This is a genomic window from Wohlfahrtiimonas sp. G9077, assembly GCF_002252155.1.
Classification (GTDB): Bacteria; Pseudomonadota; Gammaproteobacteria; order Cardiobacteriales; family Wohlfahrtiimonadaceae; genus Wohlfahrtiimonas.
In genome coordinates, this window is the sequence record NZ_NEFD01000001.1 from 412,559 (window position 1) to 435,328 (window position 22,770).

General features: G+C 36.3%; 28 protein-coding genes. 1 reads left to right on the forward strand and 27 read right to left on the reverse strand.

The window, feature by feature from the left end:
• Positions 1-2 precede the first annotated feature (2 nt).
• From B9T20_RS01895 to yecR, 15 genes are all read right to left on the reverse strand, one after another.
• Complete coding sequence (locus B9T20_RS01895) at positions 3-443, reverse strand: hypothetical protein (protein WP_094489558.1); 441 nt, start codon at positions 441-443, stop codon at positions 3-5.
• 19 nt (positions 444-462) lie between these two features.
• Positions 463-1,461, reverse strand: a complete 999-nt coding sequence (locus tag B9T20_RS01900) for a hypothetical protein (RefSeq protein ID WP_094489559.1) — start codon at positions 1,459-1,461, stop codon at positions 463-465.
• Between the two features lie 15 nt (positions 1,462-1,476).
• A complete protein-coding gene (locus B9T20_RS01905; RefSeq protein ID WP_094489560.1) occupies positions 1,477-1,701 on the reverse strand; it encodes a hypothetical protein in 225 nt (74 codons plus the stop codon).
• Positions 1,702-1,784: 83 nt separating this feature from the next.
• Positions 1,785-2,690: an endonuclease gene (locus B9T20_RS01910; protein WP_148138872.1), complete on the reverse strand. Its 906-nt coding sequence runs from the start codon at positions 2,688-2,690 to the stop codon at positions 1,785-1,787.
• Between the two features lie 102 nt (positions 2,691-2,792).
• Positions 2,793-3,050 carry a hypothetical protein gene (locus tag B9T20_RS01915; protein WP_094489561.1) on the reverse strand — a complete coding sequence of 86 codons (258 nt, stop codon included), beginning with the start codon at positions 3,048-3,050 and terminating at the stop codon, positions 2,793-2,795.
• Between the two features lie 40 nt (positions 3,051-3,090).
• Positions 3,091-3,468 (reverse strand): hypothetical protein, encoded by a 378-nt coding sequence (locus B9T20_RS01920; RefSeq protein WP_094489562.1) that lies wholly within the window; start codon positions 3,466-3,468, stop codon positions 3,091-3,093.
• The gene (locus B9T20_RS01925; protein WP_094489563.1) at positions 3,465-4,244 is read right to left on the reverse strand and encodes a carboxypeptidase-like regulatory domain-containing protein; all 780 of its coding nucleotides are present in this window, start codon (positions 4,242-4,244) and stop codon (positions 3,465-3,467) included. Before B9T20_RS01925 ends, B9T20_RS01920 begins: the two co-directional genes overlap by 4 nt.
• A 10-nt stretch (positions 4,245-4,254) precedes the next feature.
• Positions 4,255-4,932, reverse strand: a complete 678-nt coding sequence (locus tag B9T20_RS01930) for a hypothetical protein (RefSeq protein ID WP_094489564.1) — start codon at positions 4,930-4,932, stop codon at positions 4,255-4,257.
• Positions 4,932-5,195, reverse strand: coding sequence for a hypothetical protein (locus B9T20_RS01935; RefSeq protein WP_094489565.1), 264 nt, complete (start codon positions 5,193-5,195; stop codon positions 4,932-4,934). Before B9T20_RS01935 ends, B9T20_RS01930 begins: the two co-directional genes overlap by 1 nt.
• A 26-nt stretch (positions 5,196-5,221) precedes the next feature.
• The gene (locus B9T20_RS01940) at positions 5,222-8,539 is read right to left on the reverse strand and encodes a host specificity protein J (RefSeq protein ID WP_094489566.1); all 3,318 of its coding nucleotides are present in this window, start codon (positions 8,537-8,539) and stop codon (positions 5,222-5,224) included.
• Between the two features lie 2 nt (positions 8,540-8,541).
• Positions 8,542-9,258 carry a tail assembly protein gene (locus B9T20_RS01945; protein ID WP_094489567.1) on the reverse strand — a complete coding sequence of 239 codons (717 nt, stop codon included), beginning with the start codon at positions 9,256-9,258 and terminating at the stop codon, positions 8,542-8,544.
• On the reverse strand, positions 9,239-9,946 hold the full coding sequence (locus B9T20_RS01950; RefSeq protein ID WP_094489568.1) for an NlpC/P60 family protein: 708 nt from the start codon (positions 9,944-9,946) through the stop codon (positions 9,239-9,241). Before B9T20_RS01950 ends, B9T20_RS01945 begins: the two co-directional genes overlap by 20 nt.
• A gap of 161 nt (positions 9,947-10,107) precedes the next feature.
• Positions 10,108-10,824, reverse strand: a complete 717-nt coding sequence (locus B9T20_RS01955; RefSeq protein WP_094489569.1) for a phage minor tail protein L — start codon at positions 10,822-10,824, stop codon at positions 10,108-10,110.
• Positions 10,821-11,156: a phage tail protein gene (locus tag B9T20_RS01960; protein ID WP_094489570.1), complete on the reverse strand. Its 336-nt coding sequence runs from the start codon at positions 11,154-11,156 to the stop codon at positions 10,821-10,823. The genes B9T20_RS01955 and B9T20_RS01960 overlap by 4 nt, the downstream gene beginning before the upstream one ends.
• A 255-nt stretch (positions 11,157-11,411) precedes the next feature.
• Entirely contained in the window at positions 11,412-11,732 is a 321-nt protein-coding gene (yecR, locus tag B9T20_RS01965; protein ID WP_158520508.1) for a YecR family lipoprotein, read from the reverse strand.
• A gap of 196 nt (positions 11,733-11,928) precedes the next feature.
• On the opposite strand from yecR, the gene B9T20_RS01970 reads away from it, so the two are divergent.
• Positions 11,929-12,507 (forward strand): hypothetical protein, encoded by a 579-nt coding sequence (locus tag B9T20_RS01970; RefSeq protein WP_094489572.1) that lies wholly within the window; start codon positions 11,929-11,931, stop codon positions 12,505-12,507.
• Positions 12,508-12,540: 33 nt separating this feature from the next.
• Here the strand turns inward: B9T20_RS01970 and B9T20_RS01975 are convergent, their stop codons facing one another.
• The 12 genes from B9T20_RS01975 to B9T20_RS02030 all read right to left on the reverse strand — a co-directional run bounded on the left by B9T20_RS01975 (position 12,541) and on the right by B9T20_RS02030 (position 22,770).
• Positions 12,541-15,471 (reverse strand): tape measure protein, encoded by a 2,931-nt coding sequence (locus B9T20_RS01975; protein WP_158520510.1) that lies wholly within the window; start codon positions 15,469-15,471, stop codon positions 12,541-12,543.
• A gap of 204 nt (positions 15,472-15,675) precedes the next feature.
• Complete coding sequence (locus B9T20_RS01980) at positions 15,676-15,924, reverse strand: hypothetical protein (RefSeq protein WP_094489574.1); 249 nt, start codon at positions 15,922-15,924, stop codon at positions 15,676-15,678.
• An 83-nt stretch (positions 15,925-16,007) separates the two neighbouring features.
• Positions 16,008-16,409, reverse strand: a complete 402-nt coding sequence (locus tag B9T20_RS01985; RefSeq protein WP_094489575.1) for a hypothetical protein — start codon at positions 16,407-16,409, stop codon at positions 16,008-16,010.
• A gap of 18 nt (positions 16,410-16,427) precedes the next feature.
• Positions 16,428-16,871, reverse strand: coding sequence for a phage tail tube protein (locus B9T20_RS01990; protein WP_094489576.1), 444 nt, complete (start codon positions 16,869-16,871; stop codon positions 16,428-16,430).
• A gap of 8 nt (positions 16,872-16,879) precedes the next feature.
• Positions 16,880-17,272 (reverse strand): hypothetical protein, encoded by a 393-nt coding sequence (locus tag B9T20_RS01995; protein WP_094489577.1) that lies wholly within the window; start codon positions 17,270-17,272, stop codon positions 16,880-16,882.
• Positions 17,259-17,594: an HK97 gp10 family phage protein gene (locus B9T20_RS10160; RefSeq protein WP_094489578.1), complete on the reverse strand. Its 336-nt coding sequence runs from the start codon at positions 17,592-17,594 to the stop codon at positions 17,259-17,261. The genes B9T20_RS01995 and B9T20_RS10160 overlap by 14 nt, the downstream gene beginning before the upstream one ends.
• A gap of 201 nt (positions 17,595-17,795) precedes the next feature.
• On the reverse strand, positions 17,796-18,146 hold the full coding sequence (locus tag B9T20_RS02005; protein WP_094489579.1) for a hypothetical protein: 351 nt from the start codon (positions 18,144-18,146) through the stop codon (positions 17,796-17,798).
• A complete protein-coding gene (locus B9T20_RS02010) occupies positions 18,143-18,529 on the reverse strand; it encodes a DnaT-like ssDNA-binding protein (RefSeq protein ID WP_094489580.1) in 387 nt (128 codons plus the stop codon). The genes B9T20_RS02005 and B9T20_RS02010 overlap by 4 nt, the downstream gene beginning before the upstream one ends.
• A 50-nt stretch (positions 18,530-18,579) precedes the next feature.
• Positions 18,580-19,554 carry a major capsid protein gene (locus B9T20_RS02015; RefSeq protein WP_094489581.1) on the reverse strand — a complete coding sequence of 325 codons (975 nt, stop codon included), beginning with the start codon at positions 19,552-19,554 and terminating at the stop codon, positions 18,580-18,582.
• Positions 19,555-19,563: 9 nt separating this feature from the next.
• On the reverse strand, positions 19,564-20,322 hold the full coding sequence (locus B9T20_RS02020; protein ID WP_094489582.1) for a DUF6651 domain-containing protein: 759 nt from the start codon (positions 20,320-20,322) through the stop codon (positions 19,564-19,566).
• Between the two features lie 85 nt (positions 20,323-20,407).
• The gene (locus tag B9T20_RS02025; RefSeq protein WP_158520512.1) at positions 20,408-21,412 is read right to left on the reverse strand and encodes a phage minor head protein; all 1,005 of its coding nucleotides are present in this window, start codon (positions 21,410-21,412) and stop codon (positions 20,408-20,410) included.
• 5 nt (positions 21,413-21,417) lie between these two features.
• On the reverse strand, positions 21,418-22,770 hold the full coding sequence (locus tag B9T20_RS02030; RefSeq protein ID WP_094489584.1) for a DUF4055 domain-containing protein: 1,353 nt from the start codon (positions 22,768-22,770) through the stop codon (positions 21,418-21,420).

The window sequence follows — 22,770 nt, forward strand, 5'->3', positions numbered from 1 at the left end:
AATTAGTCCTTTTTTGATTTGTAAAAATCACCTTGAACATTAATAATATCTTGGCCAGCATGTTGCTGGCCAATATTAAAACCTTTAGTATTTGTAAATGTCATTTGGGACGCAGTTATTATCTGTTGAGAATGCTCTTGAACCCAGTCTTTTATTGTAAAAAACAATTCATCATCATAGCTATTACCTGTTAGTTCTTCATAATGATCCTCAATATCCCTAAAAGGTTTTGTAGGATTAACAGATGGTTTTGTACATAGATCTTCAATATATCTATTCGCCTCCTCATCTGAATTAAAAAACCTTTTTACTTTCTTACCTAATGATGACAAATCAATAGCCTTCTTTAACCCATCATAGGTTGCACTAGCAATTACACCTGTAACGACATTTCCAGATTCTGCTAATATTACCCCACACAATGCTGCAAAAATTGTTGTCATATAAATAATTCCTTATAAATTAATTTTTCAAATAATCTTCTAAAACTTTTTGGTCGTTGCTAATTTGCTCTTTAATTTTCTCTATAGTATAAAAATCATCATCAGGATAGTAACTAACAAATGACTCATATGTGGATACCAAATATTGCAATCTATTAATTTCACTGATTAAAAATGAGCTATCAGAAGTACAATCTTTTTTCATTCGTTCTTCAACTGTTAAGTTACAAATTGCTTGTTTAATCAATATTTCGTCATACGTCCCAATTAACTCATCTACTAAGCTAGATAGCCATAAATTTTGTATTTTATGAAAGGTTATAGGCATCAGTGTTCTTAGTTCACTTATTCTTCTTTCAGATATTTGTTCTTTAGAATATCTAGGAAGCATTTTTTTCTTGTCTACTTTGGTATCTTTCATCCCATAAGTTATTACATTAGAATCCTGAGGTATTTCACCTTCTTTAACAAAACTAAATACTTTCTTCTTAAAAAAATCTTTTCCCCAATTCCCTTCCAGATTCGGGTCTCCAACAACAGATCGAATAACAATCTCTTCAGTATTTTTAATATTTTCTTTGAAATTAATATAATTATCACTTTGTACTGTCATATGCTTAAAATACGTATTCACATAGACTAATGGATTAATTTTTTTTAACAAATCTCTAGGAACTATTCTTTCTATTAATCTATTTAGCTCAGGACCAATAGAAAATCCATAAGAACCATCTTTCTTCTCTATAAAAGTAAGGTCAACAGCATCTCCATCATCATTTGATCTAGAAACCCAATCCATAAATGTAGCCATAACTTTATCAGCTGGCTCTTTATTCTTGAATTGAAATACTATCTGTACAGGACGAATATTATCATTTATTTGCTCAAATACATAAGCCAACCCCAGACATTCGGCTTGTTTGAATAATTCTGAAAACTTAATATCTCCGACAACCATAAAGTTGGGTTTAATACCAAAATCAAATCCTATCATTTGATTATCCTGTTTTGTAATCATATTTCTTCACCCAAATTAAATTAATAAACTAATATTCCCACCAATCTTATCCTTAATCATCGCAGCAGTAGCTTTTGAAGCAGCATACTGACCACCTGACAATTCGCCCAATCGGCTTTTAATAACGTCAATCATAGTATCAATAACTGCTTCACTTTTCTTTGCATCCAATCCTGAGTTTTTAGCCAAGTTAATGAGATGTACACACTTAACTTTATAAGCCTCACCTTCTATATCCATTTGGTGATAACCATTCAACTCTCAAGATTAAGTCATAAAGATGTTCACCACTTTCAGATGCCTATTAGTTGAAAAAGTTAAAGTTACTTACATTTATTCAGATCAATATCGGAAATATAGTTATTCCCCCATCCCATAACACATGCTGTTCTTTGGTTACGTTCTTTTTCCCATTCTGTTACTGGATACATCTTATTCCACGCATTAAATAGCTGCTGATCTTGCTTTGACAATCTCATGCCATAGCGATCATACATATAGAGAGTAATACGCGCTACGATGCCACGTATTTCTTCTCTAGGCATCATTTTACGAGCCTTAAAATCAATCACGGTTTGACATGATCCATATTGATGGGGCGATTCATTTAACATGCCATACATAAAATCTGATCGATCACCATTAACTTCACCAATCACAGGTAAAAAGTTATGAAGATCTGCTTCGGCTTTATTAAACTCTTCTGAAACCTTTTGGCAGTTTTTTCGACCACCATTTTTCCAACACTGATACTGTTTGCCTACGATAGAAATAGGTAAAACATGTTCCCACTCTACTCGATTTGCTCTCGTAGCATTTTTTCTGACTTTATAGCCACAACTTGCGATATCAATCACCCCACTACCTTTGTTTCCCTGCCATGTAATAGGACAATCGCAATATAGTTCTTTTGATGTATCAAAATAAATACTTTTGACTGCTGCCGCTTTAGCTTTGCGGAAATTTTCAGGTGGTTTAATAGATACTAATTGTACATCAGTGACCCTTTTTACCTCAAAATTATTAGATGGTTCTATTTGTTGTATCGGATCAACTCTCCCCGCAACTCCACCATGTCCAGAGCAAGTACCTCTACCCACTGATGTAGAATACATACCATCTCTACAAAGAGATTTTACATTTGGATCAGAAGCATCAGATGTAACATAGGCATTAGCGCCCGAAATCCATCCAAGTACCATTAGCATATAAGCAAATAGTTTTTTCATTATCCTCCCCCACCTATAAAATCCAGAATTCTGTCCCTATATGCTATACCAAAAAATTAGACAATAAAAAAAGTGCGCTAATTAAAGCGAAGCGCACCTATCTTAATTTGATTTAATACCTGATGGGCTAGATTCATGTGTAAGCTTAGATGTGATCCCACTCGCTTCTCCTTCATCAAATGTTGGTTTACCTCTACGAATAAAACTATTGTTTTCGGCACATGGTTTATTTCCAGCAATAATCACAAATAAACCATCTGAGCATGTTGATTGTTCAGAGCCATTTGATTGTGTCTTAGCATTTACAATGCCTGAACATATAAAAGAAAAGAATAAAATATAAAAAACTATTTTTTTCATCATTTCTCCTACGACTACATCGGATATAAAATTTTAAGTTTTAATAAAAACCATAAGACACCTCATAAGGGTTTTCATATTGTAATGTTTTAATCTGTAATTTTACAGATTTGAGTTGTCTCGCAATCTCAGCAGCTTCAATCTGCTCGTCTAAAAGTAAATGCATATTCATTGTCGTTTGTAATTCATGATGTTTTACCTGCAAATCATGTAGCATTTGTTCTTTTTCATATGCCTTTAATTCTTCTTTAGTTGGCAATGGTATTGCAGGATCATCAACCCATGTGTTAGTGGAAAGATCATAAGTTTTAGCACCGCCCACAAAGCCATTTGGCACTTCAACTGCTATTGTTTCCCATACAACATCAGGCGTATAAGAATATGACCTCATATCAGCCTTATTAACATAAATAATCATTTAGAACCCCCTATTTTCCATACATGCATACGCACTGGAGCCATACCAGGATTATCAGGTACAAAAACACCGCCGGATACGGCGGGATTGTTCACACCTACAGTACCTGCACCTGTCTGAACGTAAATCCCTTCACCTAAAATCATACCGCCTGTAACGAAACCACCACCCGCACCTTCCCCGGTTCTCCCCCACTTATCAAGCTTCTCAGAGTAGATTTCCACTACAGTTAAAACAGGGACGTTATCACCAAATGGGTTAGGTAGAACTTTACGTTCATTACGCATCATCGTGCCAAAATCAACTAATGTGTAATCTGCATTAATATTATTACTGGCCTCGATATCTAACTTAGCACTAATATTTCTTTCAATCTCTTTACATGATGCCAAAATAGCCTGGCCCTTAGATCTAGCATCCTCAATCATAGATTGTAAGTTAGATTCAATGTTTTGAAAGATATTTGAAAGATCGCTATTAAGAGTAGTGGGCTTATTATAAAGCCATTCTTCAAATGTATTAGTAGGACTATCTTGTTTCATCTCAAATAATCGCCCTCCTAGTAATGGAAAAACATTTCCATCAGCACCAGTACTGATACTAACCTGATAAGATCCAATGGGTAACTCAAAAGAATATTGCCCTTGAGCATCAGTTTTAGTCGTCACCTTTCTGATGCCATCTTGCGAAAAATAAAGAAACGTATTAATTAAGGGCTCAACAATTTGTGAGCCCTTTTGATTATTTTTAGTAATTTTAAGAATACCCGTTTGCATACTTCAAACCTCATAAATCACTAATATCTAAGATAAACCATAAAATATCATAATTAGAGCGCCAATAATTATTGGACTCGCTTCTGTCAGGTGGTGCTAAAAATACATTGGGCCTAACAGATACATGAGTCCCTACACACTCTATAACCGATGCTTTGCTATACTCAAAAGCTCCTGCAACATGCCTACGAGATAAATCATTTCCGACTTGTACAAAAGCTAATTTTGTCACCTGATTAATTGATCTATACCACACAGGCTGCGGATTGAATTTACTAATATATCCAATCACTTTTGCTGTCTTTAGTGATGAGTTGTAAATTAATTTTTGTTGTGAATTATAAATATTAACGCCATACATATCTTTATTCGCATCGCCGTCGTATGGTTTAAAAAGATGCGCTTTTGCAGGCTTAGAAATATCTAAAGTTGCTATGCGTAATAAGCTAGTATTAGCATCTCTATGGTTCCATGAAATGATACTACCCTCTTCAATTGCAACCACTGAATTTTTCAATATAGCCCTTGGGATATGATACTCTGTCAACACGGATTTATGCATACCTGGAGCATTCGTGCCATATCTAACCCATGTATATTTTAATGGCACTTTATAATATTCAAAAACCACACCACCATCATTTAATGTTCTTAAACCATTTTCTCTACTAAATTGAACGCCATACATTAGAAACTCCCCTTCATTACAGTTAAATGATCGGAAACAGCTGTAATTGTTACAAGGCTACCATTAACGGACACTCGCTCCTTCCAAAAGTCTGATGCGCCAACGTCTCTCACTGAAGTAAAGACAAACTCTCCCTTTTCAACGCTAATATCTATACCCATGCTTTGACCTTTTTTAAGTTCAATTGCTTTATTAAAAGTAACAACATCACCAATTTTATTAATGACTTGGCCACTTTTATTTTTTATTTGAATATCAAACATGTTATCCACCAATCTTCATCATTTTATTAATTTAATTTTCCAATTCTAATTCTTTCAATACCATTATCATCGTATACAAGAATATGATCACTCGTAATTCTTAAACCAACGTTTTGATTTGGATTACTACTAATCGTGACATTTCCATCACTAGATACTATGAATTTTTTATTAATGTTTAATGTCCCTCCTTCTATCACGGGTGCTTTCAATTTTGCACCTGCAACCAGTGACTCACCTTTAATTGTTCCGCTTGCAATTAAGTCACCATCTAGGGCTAACTTGTTTTCCCATAAAACAAATGGCATTTTAGATGTCCCATTCGTTGGATTTACTATGGCAAATTTATTCGCTTGTATAATAAACTCTGACGTTTTCCCATCATTCAAACTCGTAAAGCCAGAAATCACTTTTTTACCGCCACTCATAGCGACTGTTCTTAAAGTATATTGCGATTTAACTTTTCCATCTACATAGGCTATTGTTTGCTCCACATTTTCAATTGAGGCATTTATATTTTGATCAATTTCTGTCTTTAGCGTTTTAATCGATTCAGCCTGCGCTTCTAATTGAGTTGTTGAAGTTTTCTGAATCTCATCGATTGATGCCTTAATACTATTATCAACTTCTGATTTTAAACTCTCAATGATCAGCGACTGTGCTGATAACTGATCAGTTGTGGTCTTTTTAAAAGTATTAATTTCTGCCTGATTAGCCTCAACGATAGAACGATTAATCGTAGTTTCCGCAAGAATGGCCTGACTCTCTGTCGCTTTAGAAAACTCTAACAGCTTAGCTTCAGCCAAGGCTTGATCAGCCTTTTTCTGAATTGCTTTCATTACTGTTGATTGATCAATCAATGTTTGCATGTCTTGACGTGCTTCTTTTAAAGCATCTTCAATGATATGTGTTGCAACATCATCAGATAACTCTTTAAGCGTTACTTTCCCGCGAATCATCTCAATAATGCTCGTTGAGTCATTAGATGATTCAGCATAGAACGCACGCGTAAATTCACCTTGATTACCATCTAAATCGACTAAGCGAAACCAGAAATAACGGCCATCTTTAATCCCTAGATTACTAACTGTATAAGTATTCTGTGGATATGGCATTTTGGCCGCTAAAGTTGCTTTACTTCTATCTTCACTTTGTGACCACCATATTTCTGTATATGCTTCTGTTGTTAAAAGCGATGGCACTTCCCAATATAGATTTAAGCCAAAAACGATGGGCAAATATCTTAAACCTGTTATTTCATAAGTGGTGCTAAATGAAATAGATAATTCTGCACTGTATTGGCCATATTCATTAAGCGCTCGAATACGTGCTGTATAGTTGCCCTGAGGAAGATTTGTGAGTTTAGTGAACGTTTCAAATGTTTCAAGACGACGCAGTAATTTTTTACCATCATACAGATGGATAATATACTTAACTTTCCCGCCTAATGTTTCAATGCTATCCCAACGTAGTACAAGGCTTTTACCCTCATTTTCTACAATGCCATTACTCAAATGCGGAATAGTATTTAGTGATGAATGATGACCTTGTATGTATGAGGCACCACGATCAACAATCGCTTCTTTTTGTGGATTGTGTTTAATGGCCGTTACTGTATATGTATTCGTCTCTCGATCTTCTTCAATGTGTATGCATCTAAATAATCTAGGCTGTAATTTCCCAACAATCGCCGCAAATTGTACATGTTCAACTGCATTCACTGGTGCATCAAGTTTATATTGAGTTGCACTAATCGCTCGTTTAACCTTGAAGGTTTTCACCTTACCTTCAACATTAATCAAGAAAGATGTCACTCCTTTGATATCACGATCAATAGTGATCACATCATTAGCAATATCCACAATACGACCGCCAACTTGTTGCCCAGCATAATTACTATCTGCTATCCCTACAATATCGTGTTGCTCATGTCGAATACCCGCAGCACCTAACTTAAACTGAACATGTTCATTTTCTGTTAAAGAGGTAATCAAATTCCACTTTGCACAACGTAGTGCTTGTGATCGTTTCGTACATCCAAAAGCTGTAATAGATGTGGATCTAAGACCATATCTAGCGATATTCTTCTCATCTGATACTTCATCTATTTTTGTACGATAACCGTCCTCTTGATCAATGTACTGTACTTGAATTTGATTATAGAGCTCTGTTGCAGGCACAAATGAATAGTTAAATTCTCCATCAACTACGCTAGAATTTTCATATACTGCAATAACATCACTTTTACTATCGAAATACACAGTAAAATAGTTATTAGCATCTGAATATGTGCCACGGAAAACTGAACATAAATTATCTAATACTGTTTTAGCATCCTCACCAAACAAAATGGCATTACAGACAAAACGAGGTTCTTTTCCACCATTGCCGTCATCTACCAACGCATCACAATACTTAGATAACTCATATAACTTATCAATATCTATTTGATAGTCTGTAAACTTCTCACCAAAACACTCATCATTTGTTAGGACATCGTACAAAACCCATGCAGGATTGTTCGTATATGCTGGTTTAAACAATCGATCCCACAATCCTGAATAAGTACGCGTTACAGGATCATAGTTAGATGGAACTTGTACAATACAGCCTTTGATGCCATATGTTCTCGTCGGATTGTTATTGCCAAATTGCTGAGAATCGATTTGTAAAAATGCTACGGCAGATCCTGGCATCCTTACTTTGACATCTATTGATTCCACATAGCTAAAGAAATACGTCTTATTTCTCAACATATCATCCTTAGAATCAGCAGTTAAACGAATACATTTGATATCAAATGGGGCTATGGGCAAGTCTGAGAACACATAATCAACGCGAAAAGGTTGATTGCCCTTCTCGTTTAAATGCATGTGTTGTGCGGCATGTACCTGACCATTTTTAATGATTTGAATACTCATATCAACAGACGTTGCTAGCTGATCTCCTTCTGTTGTAGAACGCATCAAAGCATCTACACCAACCGTTACACGCACACTGGTTACTTGTTTATTAGTTACCGTACGCGTAATAGGGTTTTTCTTTTCAACCTGAGCCCCCACAGTGTAAGAAGTATCTACAGACATGGCACTAGGCAAATAATCTTGTTCTAACGTTCCACGGTTAAATTCAAATTGAACATCGGCATGGTTCATAGATCCATCAATATTCTGTACAGCTGTATCATTCAGATAAACAGACTTTAATGGATGATCATTACCATTAATAAAACCTGCGATTTCCCCGCTACTGATTAAATCTATGACTTTGAGTTTTTGCGCAGAATGTAATGTATTTTTTTCAATGCGTGGTGATCTTGCACCACCTCCTGATTTACCACCCATATTTAACTCCACTGAACCCTAATGTTAATAGCAGCATTACGTACAGAATCACAATTTCTATCAATATTGTACGTTTTACCATTTGGATCTTGAGCTGCAATCAACTCAACTGTTTGACGAGAATATTTAGCTGTTTGAACATTATTAATATCTATACTTGATTCAATACGTCGACTTGCTAAACCTTGTGAAATGACATAGCCACCGACCAACATTTCACCATATACACGTAAGATCTGTTTGCCTTGACCCGCCATATTAGATAGATTGCTAAACGCTGAAGACTTTGAATCTTCTACACCTTTATAATCTTGATTGAATTTTGGCTGTTTAGTTAATAAAGCTGCTGCACCTGCTAACATCAATCCGACGCCCATTTGCAATAAAACTGTAGCAACCATTGCACCACCAACGCCCATAACACCCATTGCAGCGAATGCAGCTCCAGCAACGAGAGCCAATGGACCCGACCCTTTTACAATTGGGATCACTCTAATAATTAACGGCTTACTGGCATTGATACCCGTTAAATATTCATCTTGACCAACATATCGCCGCCCTATTTTTAATGCGTACTGTTTATATTTAACGTGTTTTTTAAACCCATCTAATTGAATACATAAAGAACGCATACACTCATTGACTGTATTGCCATATAAGCTAATTTCTTTGCCATACTTTCTTAATGCACCATAGAATTTAAATGTAATTTTCTTCATACTCACTTGCCTTTAAATCATAATGAATTGCTTCAAGCATGCGTGGCTGCCAATCCTTATGCCGCCAAATAGAATGAGTTCTTTTTCTGAATACCGATCCATATGCGACGACTCTTGAGTATTGCCCCTCTACATGATGCAATACCCTTTCACCATCTAAAATTAATCCTAAATGATTAGGATTGCCGCCCATACTAGTCACGATGACATCACCTGTTACAATGTCTGACACTTGATAAAAACCAAGCTTTGGTAATCTCTTAATAATCACGTTATTCGCTTCATCAGCTTCCATGGTTTTACGTTGATAGTGATGAAGATTAATGCCACAAATTGCATAGGCATCTTCAATTAATGTGGCACAATCGAATTGACCATATTTAAATTCTCGTCCGCGTAATAAATCAACGCATTTGTATTTATGGATTTGGTTATTGGCCACGATCCACCATGATTTTTGCGTTTGTATTTGAGATAAGCGATCTAAACTTGATAAAAATGGATGGTCACCTATATGACTATGAACAATGGCATCTATACGATCATAGTTATATTTATCAAGATTAAATTCGAAATGATTCACCTTATCTTTGGCAATGTTTTTGACTGCTATAAATTCATTATCAATAACAATTCCACCTCGTTCTTCATTGGCATCAGCACAATAAGACAAGATACTGTTTTCCATAATAATCCTTTTCTAAAAGACAAAATAAAAGCCCAATAAAGGGCTCAATGGAATTGACAAAAATTAAAACGTTTATGCTAGAATTTAGTTCTACATATATTTTCCTGTAGATTTATTGATTGTAGGTTCTGTTTATACATATATTCAGAGCCTTTTTTTATCTAGCTTGAAAATTTATCAGCAACAGGAAATCCACCAAAAGGCAGCTGACCATTAACGCCAAATCGCGCAATACATCCACTAAGTCTCTTGCTGCATTTATCCTTATTCATTTCATGTGGTTCTAAAGCATGATCGTTTTCATCAGCAATAGCATGGCCATCATATCCACAATACTCACCTCGATATAAAAACGGACATACCGAAGCATAAATTGTGCGCTTAGGAAGCGTCGCCCCATCTGTTTCAGACGGCAAAGCTAATGTGAATTCAGCATATTGACTGTTATATTTTGCAGAATTGACAATATAGGATTGAGCTAAATACTCATCAGGATTCGCTTTATCATTGCCATCATGAAAGTTTACAGCATCTAAGAATTGTGACGGCACTCGGTAACGTGTTATTTTTGCCCCAATCAATCCATCATATTGATGAATCGCCCCTGTCATATATCCATTTAAATTGGCAATGTTTAGCGTCGGTCTATTACTTGGTCCATTGCCTTTTCTTTCAACGCCATCAATTTGTATTGGTATCGCTAAATATTTCTGACCACGCCAAACAACTTGCTCACCCTTTTCATTCAATTCATTACAGAAATAAAAATAATTAGAACCACCTGCATCATTAATACGGCTAATATCTAGTACATATAAATCAATCCATGCTTGTTGTTCTAATTCATCTAGTTGAGCTTTCACTGAATCACTAATCATTTCATGACCTCAACAAATCTTACTGTTAATTCACAAATATCCTTACTTTTATGAACCAGCTTATAGGGTCCATCTTTTCTCACTAGATACTGTTTTCCTTGAAAGGAAAACCAAAATGGCTTTGTAATATGTAGCAGCAAAAAATCAGTGATCTCATTGATTTCTTCTTTCTTAGCAACAAACTTTAAGTCAGGAAATATAGTTCGGTGTAACCTCAATCCCTTGAGCTGCCGCTGCTCTATGCCATCTCCGAATTGAATAATATTAAGCAATGGTTCAACTTCTTGTACCGCATCAATACGTGGACACCATCTAAATACTCTATAACCCATATCAATAACCTAAATAAGAGAAATTTCAAATAAATGTTATCTTTCAATTCTATTTTAAAAAAATATTTTCTTGCATTTTATATAGATTTCTAATGATAGACATACAATTAAATTTTAAATATAATTTTGTTGGGCACACCTTTCTTTAATTAGAATTGAGGTGTTTCAGCGTTGAGTTTTAATGATTCAACGCTTTTTTTTCATCTATTAGACATTAAAAAACCCCAATGAAGGGGCTTTATGAATCGATACATTTTATTTATTAGTACATTGATAATCCATAGATACTCTATATTGAGCACATCCACCCCAAGCACCTGGTCCATATACACAACTAGTCATTGCTGCATCAAAAGGTTCTGCTTTTTTATATCCCCATGCTGCACAACGTTTCGTGGCAATCGTTTCTGCTTGTGTCATATCCACGATGGGCTTTTCCATCTCAGTATATTCATAAGCAAGTTTAACTGTGCCATCTGCTTTACTGCCACTCACAACGCCCCATTGTTTTTTAACTGCGGTAGCACAACCGACGACTACGGTCGCAATAGCAATCATATATAAGATCTTTTTCATAGTTCTCCTCATAAATTTTTTTTATTGTAGGGATCAGAATCTTATCATTAAAGATATTTACAAGCTACTCTTTGTAACCAACTCAACACTTAAAATTTCACTCTGTAATCACATCATATATACTGATAATTAGTGCCTAAAAGTTTCATTAAATAGACACTTTAAAAGAATATTGAAACTAGAAAATGGGGTGTTCATGAAAAAGTCATTACTAGCAATTCCTCTTGTATTTTCTCTTTCCCATGCCTGTGATATGGACTATGTATCTATAGGAGGGATTAAAGTTAATTGCCCTATGGAGTTTCAAGATATAAATTTTACAAAATCAGAAACAGGATTCATTACAAAAGAAGTCGCATTCTTTGATACTGCCCATGTGACTTTAGTCAATGATAGAGTTGGAGCAATTACATTTAAAAAACGTTATACACTCGATATATCTAAACAAGCAGAACAAAAACTAAATATCGCCCAAGACTTTATAGAGTTAGTTACAGCATTGGCAAAGAAATGGCACCCTAGCACTATTAAAGGCAGTGATAGTGTCCTAGAAGCGATTATGACTAGTGGGCAATATAAAAGCCTAGAATATACATCCTTATTAATGCAGCCTGATGCAATTTTAGCTAGTATAGATATCTCATATAAATCATATGGACTTTTTGAAGACAAAGAAGCGATTAAAACAGTGCTAGGATTAGAATATAAATCCGTTGATTACATCAATAATGAAACAGAAGAAAGTACTGCGCGTAAAGAATTTAGATCTTTTTAGACGAGCCTTATACGTATGTATAAGGCCATATGTCTAAGCCAAAGATCCACCAATACGTTTCTCTCTAGCAATCACTTTATTTACAATCACTTCAATGTGTTTTTCCATTGCTTTACCTACACTTTTATCAATCACTTCTGTAGATCCATCTTCAGCAACATTGACAATAATTGTGATCGGTTGAGGCTGGTGTACGTTTGCGTGTCCAATCATAGTTCGACCACCCACAATACCGCCATTGGCATAACCTCGTAGCCTCATTCTTTCAACTGCTGCTACCCCGCCAAATCGAGCAACATCTCGTTGTGAAAAGACTACTTCACCTTTGTGAACAATGCCCGCGGGCTGATATTTTCCACCAGCGCCCGTATAGCCACCATTAGCATATTCTTTTACTCGCCCACCAACAACACCACCCTCAGAGAATCCACCAAAAGCCATTTGTACAGCATTTAATAAAGCCATCTGAATTAACATCTTCGAAATGTTTTGCAAAACTGAACGCGTCATATCAGAGAAACTTTGTTCAGCACCAGAGGCATACCCAGCAATGGCATCTGTCAAACCATTAAACATAGAATCTGTGGCTGATGTAAATTGCTCTCTAACTGTTTTCATAGAGTTGGTTGTTTTTGTAAAACTATCTTTAATGCCACCAGTAATATCATGATCATGATGCGACTGTCGATTCGCATATGCATCGCGTAACTCTCTAATTTTTTGAATTTCGGCCTCAAGATACGCAAGATTTTGTGGGCTCATGCCAATAGAAATTTCTTTAGCCCGATTCTCTAATTCTCGTTCAAATTTTAAACGCTCTACTTCTTCCTTCGTCTTACCAATCAACTCTAGTTCAAACTGTAGATCCTCAAAGCGTTTCGAATAATCAAGACTAAAGTTTAAAATTTCATTCATTTGCTTTTGGCTATCTAATGTCATTGCCTGATTCATCAATATTTGCTTTTGTGCTTCAGATACCTTTGATAACGCATTCGATTGATTAGCAAACTCTAATGTTAATTCTCTTGCTGAAGTATAGAGGCTTTCACGTCCAAAAGTAGCAATCTCTACATTCAAAGCTTGTACTTTTGCTAATTCATCAGATAACGCTTTTAGCTTTTCACCAAAATGATCCGTACCTCCGCCACGTTTTACAGTACGCTTAGATGCATTATTTTGATCAATTTCATCTAACATTGCCTTTGCTCTTGCAAAATCAGCTAAAGATGCGCCCATATCGACTAAATTAGCCAATGTCACTTGTGATGCTGTCATACCAAGCTGGCGATATCTCTCTTCAATCTCTTTGAGTGTTTCAGCTACGCCTATACCCGATTTTTGCAGCTCATTCATTCCATTCGCTGATTCTTCAGAATAATTTTCAATTTTTAAAATACCCTCTGAAACCTTAACGATCGCATCTGCCAAATCCGAAGCTGCACCTTCCATTTTCTTAATCTTCTTCTTTTGCTCTTGAATATCAAATTTGGAAGCATTGCCGCCAAACCAGCCGCCACCTTGCATTGTCTTGAGCTTACGCTCTTCATGAGCAATATCGGTTTTCAAACGCCAAAGATCATTTTTCAAATTCTTTAGGTTATCCGTATACGAAATGACTAAAGCTTCTCTTTGTGATTTATTCATTGATTTCAAACGTGTTTCTAACCCTTGAAGTTCAAGTTCTAAATCACCCACGCTTTTCTTAGCTTTATCTGAATTAGTCGCAAACAATAATAAACCTGATGCAACAATACCAATTAAACCGGCTGGGCCACCAACCAATTGTAATGCTCGAGACATACCATTAACAGCCATTGCTCCTGCTGTAGATGCCGCCGCTAGTGTATTAGAAGCACCCGCAGCTTTAATTAAAGAAAATTGATATTTAGCAGCGGCAAAAGACGATTGCCCAAATGCAACACCTGACGATATAACCGCACCTGTCATTTTTCCAATCATGACTGAAGCCAACAAAACAGCAGGGACAAAAACCACATGCAAATTATTTGCAACATATAACAGTGTCGATGATATACCCTGTGTGATACCCGTTTGATTCAACATGTCTTGGCTAAATTGCATAATATTATTACGCACAACGGTCATTGATGATTCAATTGTGGCTGGCATTTCCGCTGCCTGTTTTTTCAGTTCATCATATGATTGAGAAATGGCATTAAATAGCAATTCAGCAGTTAATTTACCTTCAGAACCCAGTTTTTTCAGTTCACCACGCGCAACACCTGTATTTTTTGCTAAAATGTCTAAAAGAATGGGGGCAGCTTCAGCAATCGATCTAAACTCATCCCCCTGTAAAACACCTGATCCTAAAGCTTGTGATAACTGTAATAAGGCACTTGCCTGCTCTTGCGCACTAACACCACCCACACGCATTGCATTATTGATAGCTTCTGTAAATCTTAAAATTTCTGTTTGTGTTTTACCATAATCCTTCATTGCTCTTGCTGTACGTGTGTAGAGCGTTGCTGTTGCTTCCAAGCTCGCACGCGTGCTATTTGCTAAGCCCAATAAGCGTTTTTGTACAGCTTCTGCTTCTTGTTGACTGGCTGTAACAAATCTAATTTGTGAATTTAGGTTTGTCATTGTGTCAGCCAAACTCAGTACATGTGTTGCAGCTTGTACGGTTAATAAACCTGCCAATGCCTTGCTTAATAGATTCATTGGCACAATGGATTGTGATGCTGATGCCCCAATATTACGGATACCTGTTGAGGCTGTATCAGCATCTTGACGCATTCTACGCAATGAATTAGCCACACTATCATTTGATCTTGCAAATCGACCATTGGCTTCTCTCAATCGCCCCTGCTGATCAAAAAAGTAACCTAAGCTTTTTGCTTTATTTTCGAGTTGTTCAGCAGATCTAGACACACGATCAATATCACGAGATGCCTGATCCGCGCCATTTGCTCTGATATCAATGAGCATTCCTAAATCAGCCATAACCTTTTCCTCATCCATAAAAAAGCCCTAAATTAATAAGGGCTTTCTAATACAACCATATGCTTTTAAAGCATAATCCATCTTCACAAATTAATTTTTTGTACTAAAATATAGATATTCATTGCAATAGTCTCCTTGAAAATTGCCATGAAGTTGCATAATTTAATTTTAGCCCTGTCAAAAAGCAGGGCTATTTTTTAAACTCTAAATATCGCGCATTTCATCTAGATAAATCGAATCAATGAGCCTTAAAGCCTCTACATCATCTCTATCCATTTCAATTGACATTAATGATGAAAAAGCGGCGATTTCTGTATAACTGATGGGTGTCCTTCCCATAACCGTATTCCGTGTTTGATTTAATGATAGAAACCAATCCCAAACGTGCTGATAATACTGAGTGATTAAAGGCGCTTGCTTCAACTCCTCTAACTCTCCTAAGTTTTCAGACATTTCTAACAACATTTGGTGACGTGTTTTACGAGAATTTTTCTCTGGCTTTAAATAAAAACGAATACAGTCCCGCGCACTTTCTTCTAATTCAGATAAAAAAAACTATCATCATTAGCTTGAGCGGCCACTTGTTGGCGTGCAAAATGGAAGTTTTCCATCAATAATCTAATATTCTCTTTAGTGGACACAATGCGATCACCATCCGTTTCAAAGCCAAATACATTATCTGCCTCTTGAATGGTGAAACCTTCTATTGTTTCAATAATTGCACAACACATCTCAATGTCAGACTTAATCGCATAATCTAAACCTTTTGCCACGGCTTGATTTGCTCTTTTGGCAATCGCATCTGTTTCGCGGATTACATCTTTTGATTTAAGTGATTTAATATAAATCTTCGCATCTGAAACACTGCCATCAGGAAATACTAGGTTAAAAGGTTTTGCTTTGTCTAACTTTTGATTGCTAAAATCTGCCAAATTCATATGTCATCCTCTCAATAATTAACCTGCGTTTGTTTTCTTAACTTTGCCACTGATCTTAAATGATACATTTGCGCTGATTGCCTCTTTAGTCTGCAATGCAATACTATGAGACGTGACGTTAGCAATAAATTCTTCTTTGCCACCATCAGGAAACACTAAACAAAAATATCGCTTCTCTGCACTTTCATGTGCCGCACGTACCGCGGTATATGCGCTATCGGCTTTAGAGCTATAAAACATTGTTGCACTTGCTGTAGAATCACCAGGAAATGCGACTTCAGATTGCGGTGCATCATCGTCTAATGTTGTTGAGTCAATTGACGTAGACTCACCGACTTCAACAGAAAAAGAAGATGCATCACATGCAATATTAATTAATTCAATTTCTTCAGTTTTATCAGACAATTTGTCACACTTAGTTTTACTCATCTGAATTTTTGATTTAGCGGATAATGTCGCCATAAATACTCCTAAATAGCTTTAAAAAATTGTAGATAGATTGAAACAGCAATCATATATTTGCCCTCACTTTTAATGCCTTGTGACATTGAGTTTGGTTTATATACAATCGCGTGATCATTGATTGAATAACCAACTTCAAAAGGTTGAAGAAACTCCTCTATAAGAACATGTAAATTAACTGCACCCACTCCTTGATCAACATAAAAATTAACCTGAAAAATATACTGATAAGATGCGTGTTCAAACGTCGAAATAAATGGCGATATAGGCAAAAAGAAACACTCTAAATAATCGCCCTTGTTTTCCGTATGTGAGTTTTCAAAACTGCAATTCATTTTGTGACGTTCAGCAAAATTCATCACATAGGTTTCAAGCTCACGTTTAAGATCAACTAAACTCATTTTTGACCTCTTCTAATGAGATACGCACGAATCCCGTAGGCGCTTGAGTTGAATAGCCATTGATCGTTTTACCGCTGCCTTTTTTGGGTGGATTAGGATATAAACCATATTCAAGAACATTAATATGCGGCAAAGGATTGGTGATCACATAATGTTGATCTGATTCTTTTGCGATTGCCCATGCTCGTCTAGTTTCTCCTGTATCAACGGGCGTTTTTGTCTGTATTTTTGTAAATGCCGTATATGCGGCGTTTCTAATATTTCCCTTAATTTCCAAAAATAGCTCATTTTTTCTTTGAGCAATTTTATCTTTAATACTCATGATTTCACTCTAAGAAATAAAAGTATCATATTGATTAGAATCAATATTGTGATCTTGATTTTATTTTTACGATTAGTAGAATATTTTCACCAACTGAAGTTGGTATATGCATAATCCCATTGCCTATAGGCATAAAACTTATACACTGAACCCAAGTACTGCCGAGAGGCAGAACAATATAAAGCCCTATGAAAATAGGGCTTAAACTTTTCTGATATGTGCTTTATATAAAATTGTATGTTTGGCCATCTTAATTGGATTAGGGGCAATCACTTGATATTTTTTGCCATCAATATGAACAACTGATCCCACTTGTAGATCTAGCGATGCCGTTGCTAATAACCACTGATCCCCAACTTCTATCAAATTATTTTGCCCACTATATCTCATATCAATATTTGTGATGATTGCTTGTCCATTCGTGGTCTTTTCAGTGCCTGACAGCCCTGTCTTAGGATCATATTTACCCGCAATTCTAATTGTCGCTGTACATTCAATACCAAACTCGGGTAATAACTCATTAACAATATTTTGAATTTCCTGATAATTCATCGTGATACTCTCATGAATAAACGTTGTTCAGGCATCAATAAGCCTTTCAGCATAATTTTAATACGATCAAATTCAATCTGATATGCGGATGAGTCAATTTTGTACTCTACTTGAATCACATCAATTTTAATGCTGTTTTGTGTTCGTGATCGTGCAATGATCAATTCATCGGATACTGCAACTTCACAAATTGCTTTTTTGAGTTGCTCGGGTATTTCTACTTGTTTCCATATTTCATGCTGAAAACGAAAATTTGCCTCGATAAAATCAATGGCTGAAACTAAACGCTTAGCTTTTTCATCTTCTGAATACATATTCCATCGTTCAGCTGTCATACGTTTTGAGTGATAAGCATCCGCATACTGTGTTGTGACATATTCCATTTTTACTTCTCAAGAAAAAGGCGGCACAATCGCCGCCTTAGTTAATATGCTTAACCACCGATACCATCAGGTTTACTTTTTTCATCCTTACTGAGATTAATGAGTACACCCGCTGTTAATTTATTGCTGGCCACATATTTCTTCCAACTTGGCGCTGCTTTGAGTTTTTCAAGGTTTGGATTTTCGCCTTTTGTTTTATTGTATGAATAACCAAGAATATCAATATTAAATGCACCTTCAGCACGCGCACCCATTGCCATATTCTCTTCATCATTAATGTCATATAGGCGGAAACTTGGTAATTGTGACTCACGAATTCGTACTGCACCACGTTGTAAACCAAATGACAATTTAGGATCAATCGTGTCCGTGACTAAAACTGGTTTACCAAGTGTTCCAGGGACACCACCGTAAATCACTACCCCACTTTCGGAGTAAATTTGATTCGTTAAAGCATCATCAATGATGTCAAAGTAGGTATCTGAGTTCATGACCCACAAAGCGACACGCGAAAATTTATCACCAAAAGTTCGCATTGCTCGCGTTAATGCTTTACGACCATCAACTGCAATATTGCCATTAACATTCATATCAGAATTGCTGAGAATCGCCCCTGTTAATGCACCTAAAGCATATTCTAAATGCCCCGCACTTGTTGCATCCGCTAAATCTTGGCCAATGAGATAGGCGAACTCTTCAGGACTACGAGCGCGGCGCTTAAATGCTTCTTCTGTAGAGGCATAAGGACCATACTTATATGGCACTTTCACACCCACTTGCTCACTCATTCCAATTTTATTGGCGGTGACTTTATCGGTTGAGTTCACATCACGATGCTTCATTTCACCGCCCACCGTATAAAAAGCAGACTGTGAAAAATCACCTTGAATGATCTCATTTTCTAAGATAATTGCACCATTCGAAGAGTTGTTAAAGACATCGATATTATCTTGACGTCGCTCTAAGAATGAGGTCTGTGCTGTTTCATTATAGATAATCATATCTTTGTTGACTGTTGTTGCCATAAACTACCTCTATTTTTGAAGTTTTAAATAATTTTCAGATCCGTGTTCTTGAATGTATTTGGCTCGCTCTAAAGGCGTCATATCTGAACGTTTAATACCATTTGGAGCTTTACCCGTATTTGATGTATTAGAGCCCTGATTACCGTTACTTTTTAGGATCTTATCTTTGTATTGATACGCATTGATAAACTTTGCTAATGCCTCATCAAAAGATGCTGGTTCACCCGCATTGGCTTCTGAATACACAATACTGTCAAGGTTTGAAGGATCATGTAATGCAATGACGTTGTTGCGTTCATCAACGGTAAAGTGCTTACCAAAGAATTCGCGTGCCATATCTGATGGAATATTCAGTTTGTCAGCAATAAATTGTGACTCACTAAACTTTTGTCCAATGATATATGACTGCATCTGTTGCTTATACTGTTCAGCTTTAGAAATCGCTTCATTCAACTGAGCATCATGTACTCGCTTCATCTCTGCTTTGATTTCTTCAACCTTCCCCACATCAATGAGATCTTTTTCACTAAATGCCTTCACTTTCTCAAGGGCTTCACGCGCTTTGTTAGGATCAATACCCTCGAAGGCTTTTAACTGCTCTTTATAACCATTACCCTTTTGACGATGACTGATTGCTTCAGCTTTTAAACTTTCGATGTATTGCTTATTTGATTCCAAAGAGAAAGGCTCTTCCTTACCATCTGCTGTGATCACCACAGGATTACCATCCACTACAACTAAATTGCCGTTTTCATCTGTTTTCCACATAATTTGCTTCTCGCATCAATGGAGCATCTCGCTCTGTTAATAAAATTTATCCAATAAAAAAGCCCACTTGCGTGAGCTTGTATAACTATAAGTTATATATCTTTTTTAATTGCTTGATCGTTAAAGGTCGATCATTCTGATCAAGCATCATTCCAATCGTCAATTTCCCTTCTCTAAACCATTTTGCTTTTTGTTCCCCCAGTACTGATATTTGATACTCTTGAGTTTGAGTCTTTAGCCATGATGAATAATCTATGTGCTCATTCACCTGCCCAAATTGTGAAGCTCTTGTCGATGCCACCTGATCTTGTAATAAAAGCCGAATAATAGAGCGACATCTAAAATGCAATGGCGGCTTTCTAAATGGCATCTTATGGCCAATTGGGCGATTGTCTACTGTCCATTTTTTTAGATCTCGCGCCTTACACACATCGCTCGTATTACCATCTAATGTACTGATATGCTGCTTAGCAGAGATTAAATCTGTATTGTGGTCAATGAGACGTTCTAAAGCATCATTAGCAATCGCCGCATTCGCAGTTCTCACAATCGAATCAGCATGGCGTTTTACAATATTGATTTGATCACGAATCTGTCTAGATATGGCTTGTGGTGTTTCAGCCAATACATTGCCATTTCTAATGATTGATTCCACCTTGAATTTTAGGTCTTCAGACTGTTTGATCCACCAATCTTTGATATCTCTACCTTCAAACAAAGGCGCATATCGAATGGCATCTAATTTATAGTTAGGCAAATAACTAAAGACTTTCGCACCTAGCCATGTATTGTATATTTGCGCTTCAATATGATGAGACGCAATATAAAATTGCTGATTCGTTTCGGATAAATACACAAGAATACGTTCATATTCATCCGTAATGATCGTTTTAATATCTCTGACTAATCGTTGAATATCTCGCTTAGAGATAGATCCTAGATCATCAATCATCATACGAGTAATGAGATCTTTTTGAACCTGATCTAAATGCTTAAAAACGACTGAACGAACATAAGCATCATAACGAAAAATATTGATATTAAACTCACACAGCATCATTGTGAGCTCTGAATAACTAAACTCTTTCATAATCATTAAGCCATTGGAGCGGCGATTTCACTAATTTGTTCTAATGCAATCTGTTCTTGTTCTTCTTCAAAGGTACGATTATCTGTAATGGCATTCCACGCCACCATTGCTTCAAAGACTGACTTCTTAGAGATAATTGCATGATTCACAGATTGAATGAGCTCGCTAATAGATATTTCTGATTCAATCGTTTTCTGTAAGTTATCAGTGATATCTATCGAACCTGCATCGTCTAAACCTAGCCACAATCCAAATTTATCTAAGACATGATTCATAAAATCATTGAGCTTTAAGCTATATAACATCAACTCACTGACCTCTTTTTTACTTTCATTCTTAGTTTGGCTATCAGTCAATGCCATCTTGGTTCGCATGAGCAATTTTGAACCCGCAACAGCCATTTGCTCCTCTAGCTTATTCAATGCTTCTTGCCCCGCTTTAATCGCCGCACCTGAATGCTCAATGTAACTAGCATCGCCGCCTAATGGTAAAAATAGTGCGCCTGCAATAATGAGTTCATCCTCGGAGGTTGGCTGATCAACACCCACCATTTTCAAAATGGGCATTCTTGCTTTACTGAGAATATTGTCTTGCTCTGATTGTGATTGCCAATGTTTAATATTCAACTCTGCTAAGTTAGAAAGTGGTGGTTTCTTAGCAAGTTTCAGTTCTTCTACAAATACATGGTCATAAGCTTTATTACCCACTCTGATCTCGACATCTTTAACCAATGTCCAATCATTACCAGAAAGCTTTCTATAAAATCTAGTGCGTGCTGGTGTCATGAGAACAATTTCATCCTGATACTTAATCTCAAAATCATTGGTCTGTTCTTCATCAATCACAGCATGAATGTACTTAAATAACACAATACCGCCATTAGATTTGCGAATATCTAACACTTGATCAGGACTGACTTTAAACGCATATGGGCGCGCATTTAAATTCTTCTCTTCTTCACGTGTTTTCGCTTGTTCTGTCAATGTGTAATCAATCACTACATACGATCTAGAGTATCCCAATGACTCAAAAAAGACTGATTCAAAGATGCCACTCATACTTTTGCCAGAGCCATTAAAATCTTCTACAAATGCGCGCACATCATCATGAACATCATCTAATGCAAATTGCCGATAGAAGACACGTCCTGCCATAGATTTAATCGTATCTTCAAAATATGGTGTCAATGTTGCGACAGCTAATCTCGCATTATAATCTTGTGTTGTTTCCGACTTGAACTTTGGCAAATATGTTTGCTTAGCGGCTCTCATTGCTTCAGTACCGCCCAATAAAGCCTGAATCGGCTTAATTTTCTCATGAAACTCTTTCATTTCATTGGAAATGCTATCTATTTTCAT

Excerpts from the sequence above, each read along its gene's own strand:
- B9T20_RS01975 (WP_158520510.1), bottom strand. The coding sequence starts at position 15,471 with ATGGCTGATTTAGGAATGCTCATTGATATCAGAGCAAATGGCGCGGAT.
- B9T20_RS01930 (WP_094489564.1), bottom strand. The coding sequence starts at position 4,932 with ATGTATGGCGTTCAATTTAGTAGAGAAAATGGTTTAAGAACATTAAAT.
- B9T20_RS02015 (WP_094489581.1), bottom strand. The coding sequence starts at position 19,554 with ATGGCAACAACAGTCAACAAAGATATGATTATCTATAATGAAACAGCA.
- B9T20_RS01985 (WP_094489575.1), bottom strand. The coding sequence starts at position 16,409 with ATGAATTTGGCAGATTTTAGCAATCAAAAGTTAGACAAAGCAAAACCT.
- B9T20_RS01955 (WP_094489569.1), bottom strand. The coding sequence starts at position 10,824 with ATGATTAGTGATTCAGTGAAAGCTCAACTAGATGAATTAGAACAACAA.
- B9T20_RS01950 (WP_094489568.1), bottom strand. The coding sequence starts at position 9,946 with ATGGAAAACAGTATCTTGTCTTATTGTGCTGATGCCAATGAAGAACGA.
- B9T20_RS01980 (WP_094489574.1), bottom strand. The coding sequence starts at position 15,924 with ATGTCTGAAAACTTAGGAGAGTTAGAGGAGTTGAAGCAAGCGCCTTTA.
- B9T20_RS01900 (WP_094489559.1), bottom strand. The coding sequence starts at position 1,461 with ATGATTACAAAACAGGATAATCAAATGATAGGATTTGATTTTGGTATT.
- yecR (WP_158520508.1), bottom strand. The coding sequence starts at position 11,732 with ATGAAAAAGATCTTATATATGATTGCTATTGCGACCGTAGTCGTCGGT.
- B9T20_RS01960 (WP_094489570.1), bottom strand. The coding sequence starts at position 11,156 with ATGGGTTATAGAGTATTTAGATGGTGTCCACGTATTGATGCGGTACAA.
- B9T20_RS01910 (WP_148138872.1), bottom strand. The coding sequence starts at position 2,690 with ATGAAAAAACTATTTGCTTATATGCTAATGGTACTTGGATGGATTTCG.
- B9T20_RS01945 (WP_094489567.1), bottom strand. The coding sequence starts at position 9,258 with ATGAAGAAAATTACATTTAAATTCTATGGTGCATTAAGAAAGTATGGC.
- B9T20_RS01925 (WP_094489563.1), bottom strand. The coding sequence starts at position 4,244 with ATGCAAACGGGTATTCTTAAAATTACTAAAAATAATCAAAAGGGCTCA.
- B9T20_RS01935 (WP_094489565.1), bottom strand. The coding sequence starts at position 5,195 with ATGTTTGATATTCAAATAAAAAATAAAAGTGGCCAAGTCATTAATAAA.
- B9T20_RS02005 (WP_094489579.1), bottom strand. The coding sequence starts at position 18,146 with ATGAATTATCAGGAAATTCAAAATATTGTTAATGAGTTATTACCCGAG.
- B9T20_RS02025 (WP_158520512.1), bottom strand. The coding sequence starts at position 21,412 with ATGAAAGAGTTTAGTTATTCAGAGCTCACAATGATGCTGTGTGAGTTT.
- B9T20_RS01940 (WP_094489566.1), bottom strand. The coding sequence starts at position 8,539 with ATGGGTGGTAAATCAGGAGGTGGTGCAAGATCACCACGCATTGAAAAA.
- B9T20_RS01970 (WP_094489572.1), top strand. The coding sequence starts at position 11,929 with ATGAAAAAGTCATTACTAGCAATTCCTCTTGTATTTTCTCTTTCCCAT.
- B9T20_RS02020 (WP_094489582.1), bottom strand. The coding sequence starts at position 20,322 with ATGTGGAAAACAGATGAAAACGGCAATTTAGTTGTAGTGGATGGTAAT.
- B9T20_RS01995 (WP_094489577.1), bottom strand. The coding sequence starts at position 17,272 with ATGAGTTTAGTTGATCTTAAACGTGAGCTTGAAACCTATGTGATGAAT.
- B9T20_RS10160 (WP_094489578.1), bottom strand. The coding sequence starts at position 17,594 with ATGAGTATTAAAGATAAAATTGCTCAAAGAAAAAATGAGCTATTTTTG.
- B9T20_RS02010 (WP_094489580.1), bottom strand. The coding sequence starts at position 18,529 with ATGGAATATGTCACAACACAGTATGCGGATGCTTATCACTCAAAACGT.
- B9T20_RS01920 (WP_094489562.1), bottom strand. The coding sequence starts at position 3,468 with ATGATTATTTATGTTAATAAGGCTGATATGAGGTCATATTCTTATACG.
- B9T20_RS01905 (WP_094489560.1), bottom strand. The coding sequence starts at position 1,701 with ATGGATATAGAAGGTGAGGCTTATAAAGTTAAGTGTGTACATCTCATT.
- B9T20_RS01895 (WP_094489558.1), bottom strand. The coding sequence starts at position 443 with ATGACAACAATTTTTGCAGCATTGTGTGGGGTAATATTAGCAGAATCT.
- B9T20_RS02030 (WP_094489584.1), bottom strand. The coding sequence starts at position 22,770 with ATGAAAATAGATAGCATTTCCAATGAAATGAAAGAGTTTCATGAGAAA.
- B9T20_RS01990 (WP_094489576.1), bottom strand. The coding sequence starts at position 16,871 with ATGGCGACATTATCCGCTAAATCAAAAATTCAGATGAGTAAAACTAAG.
- B9T20_RS01915 (WP_094489561.1), bottom strand. The coding sequence starts at position 3,050 with ATGAAAAAAATAGTTTTTTATATTTTATTCTTTTCTTTTATATGTTCA.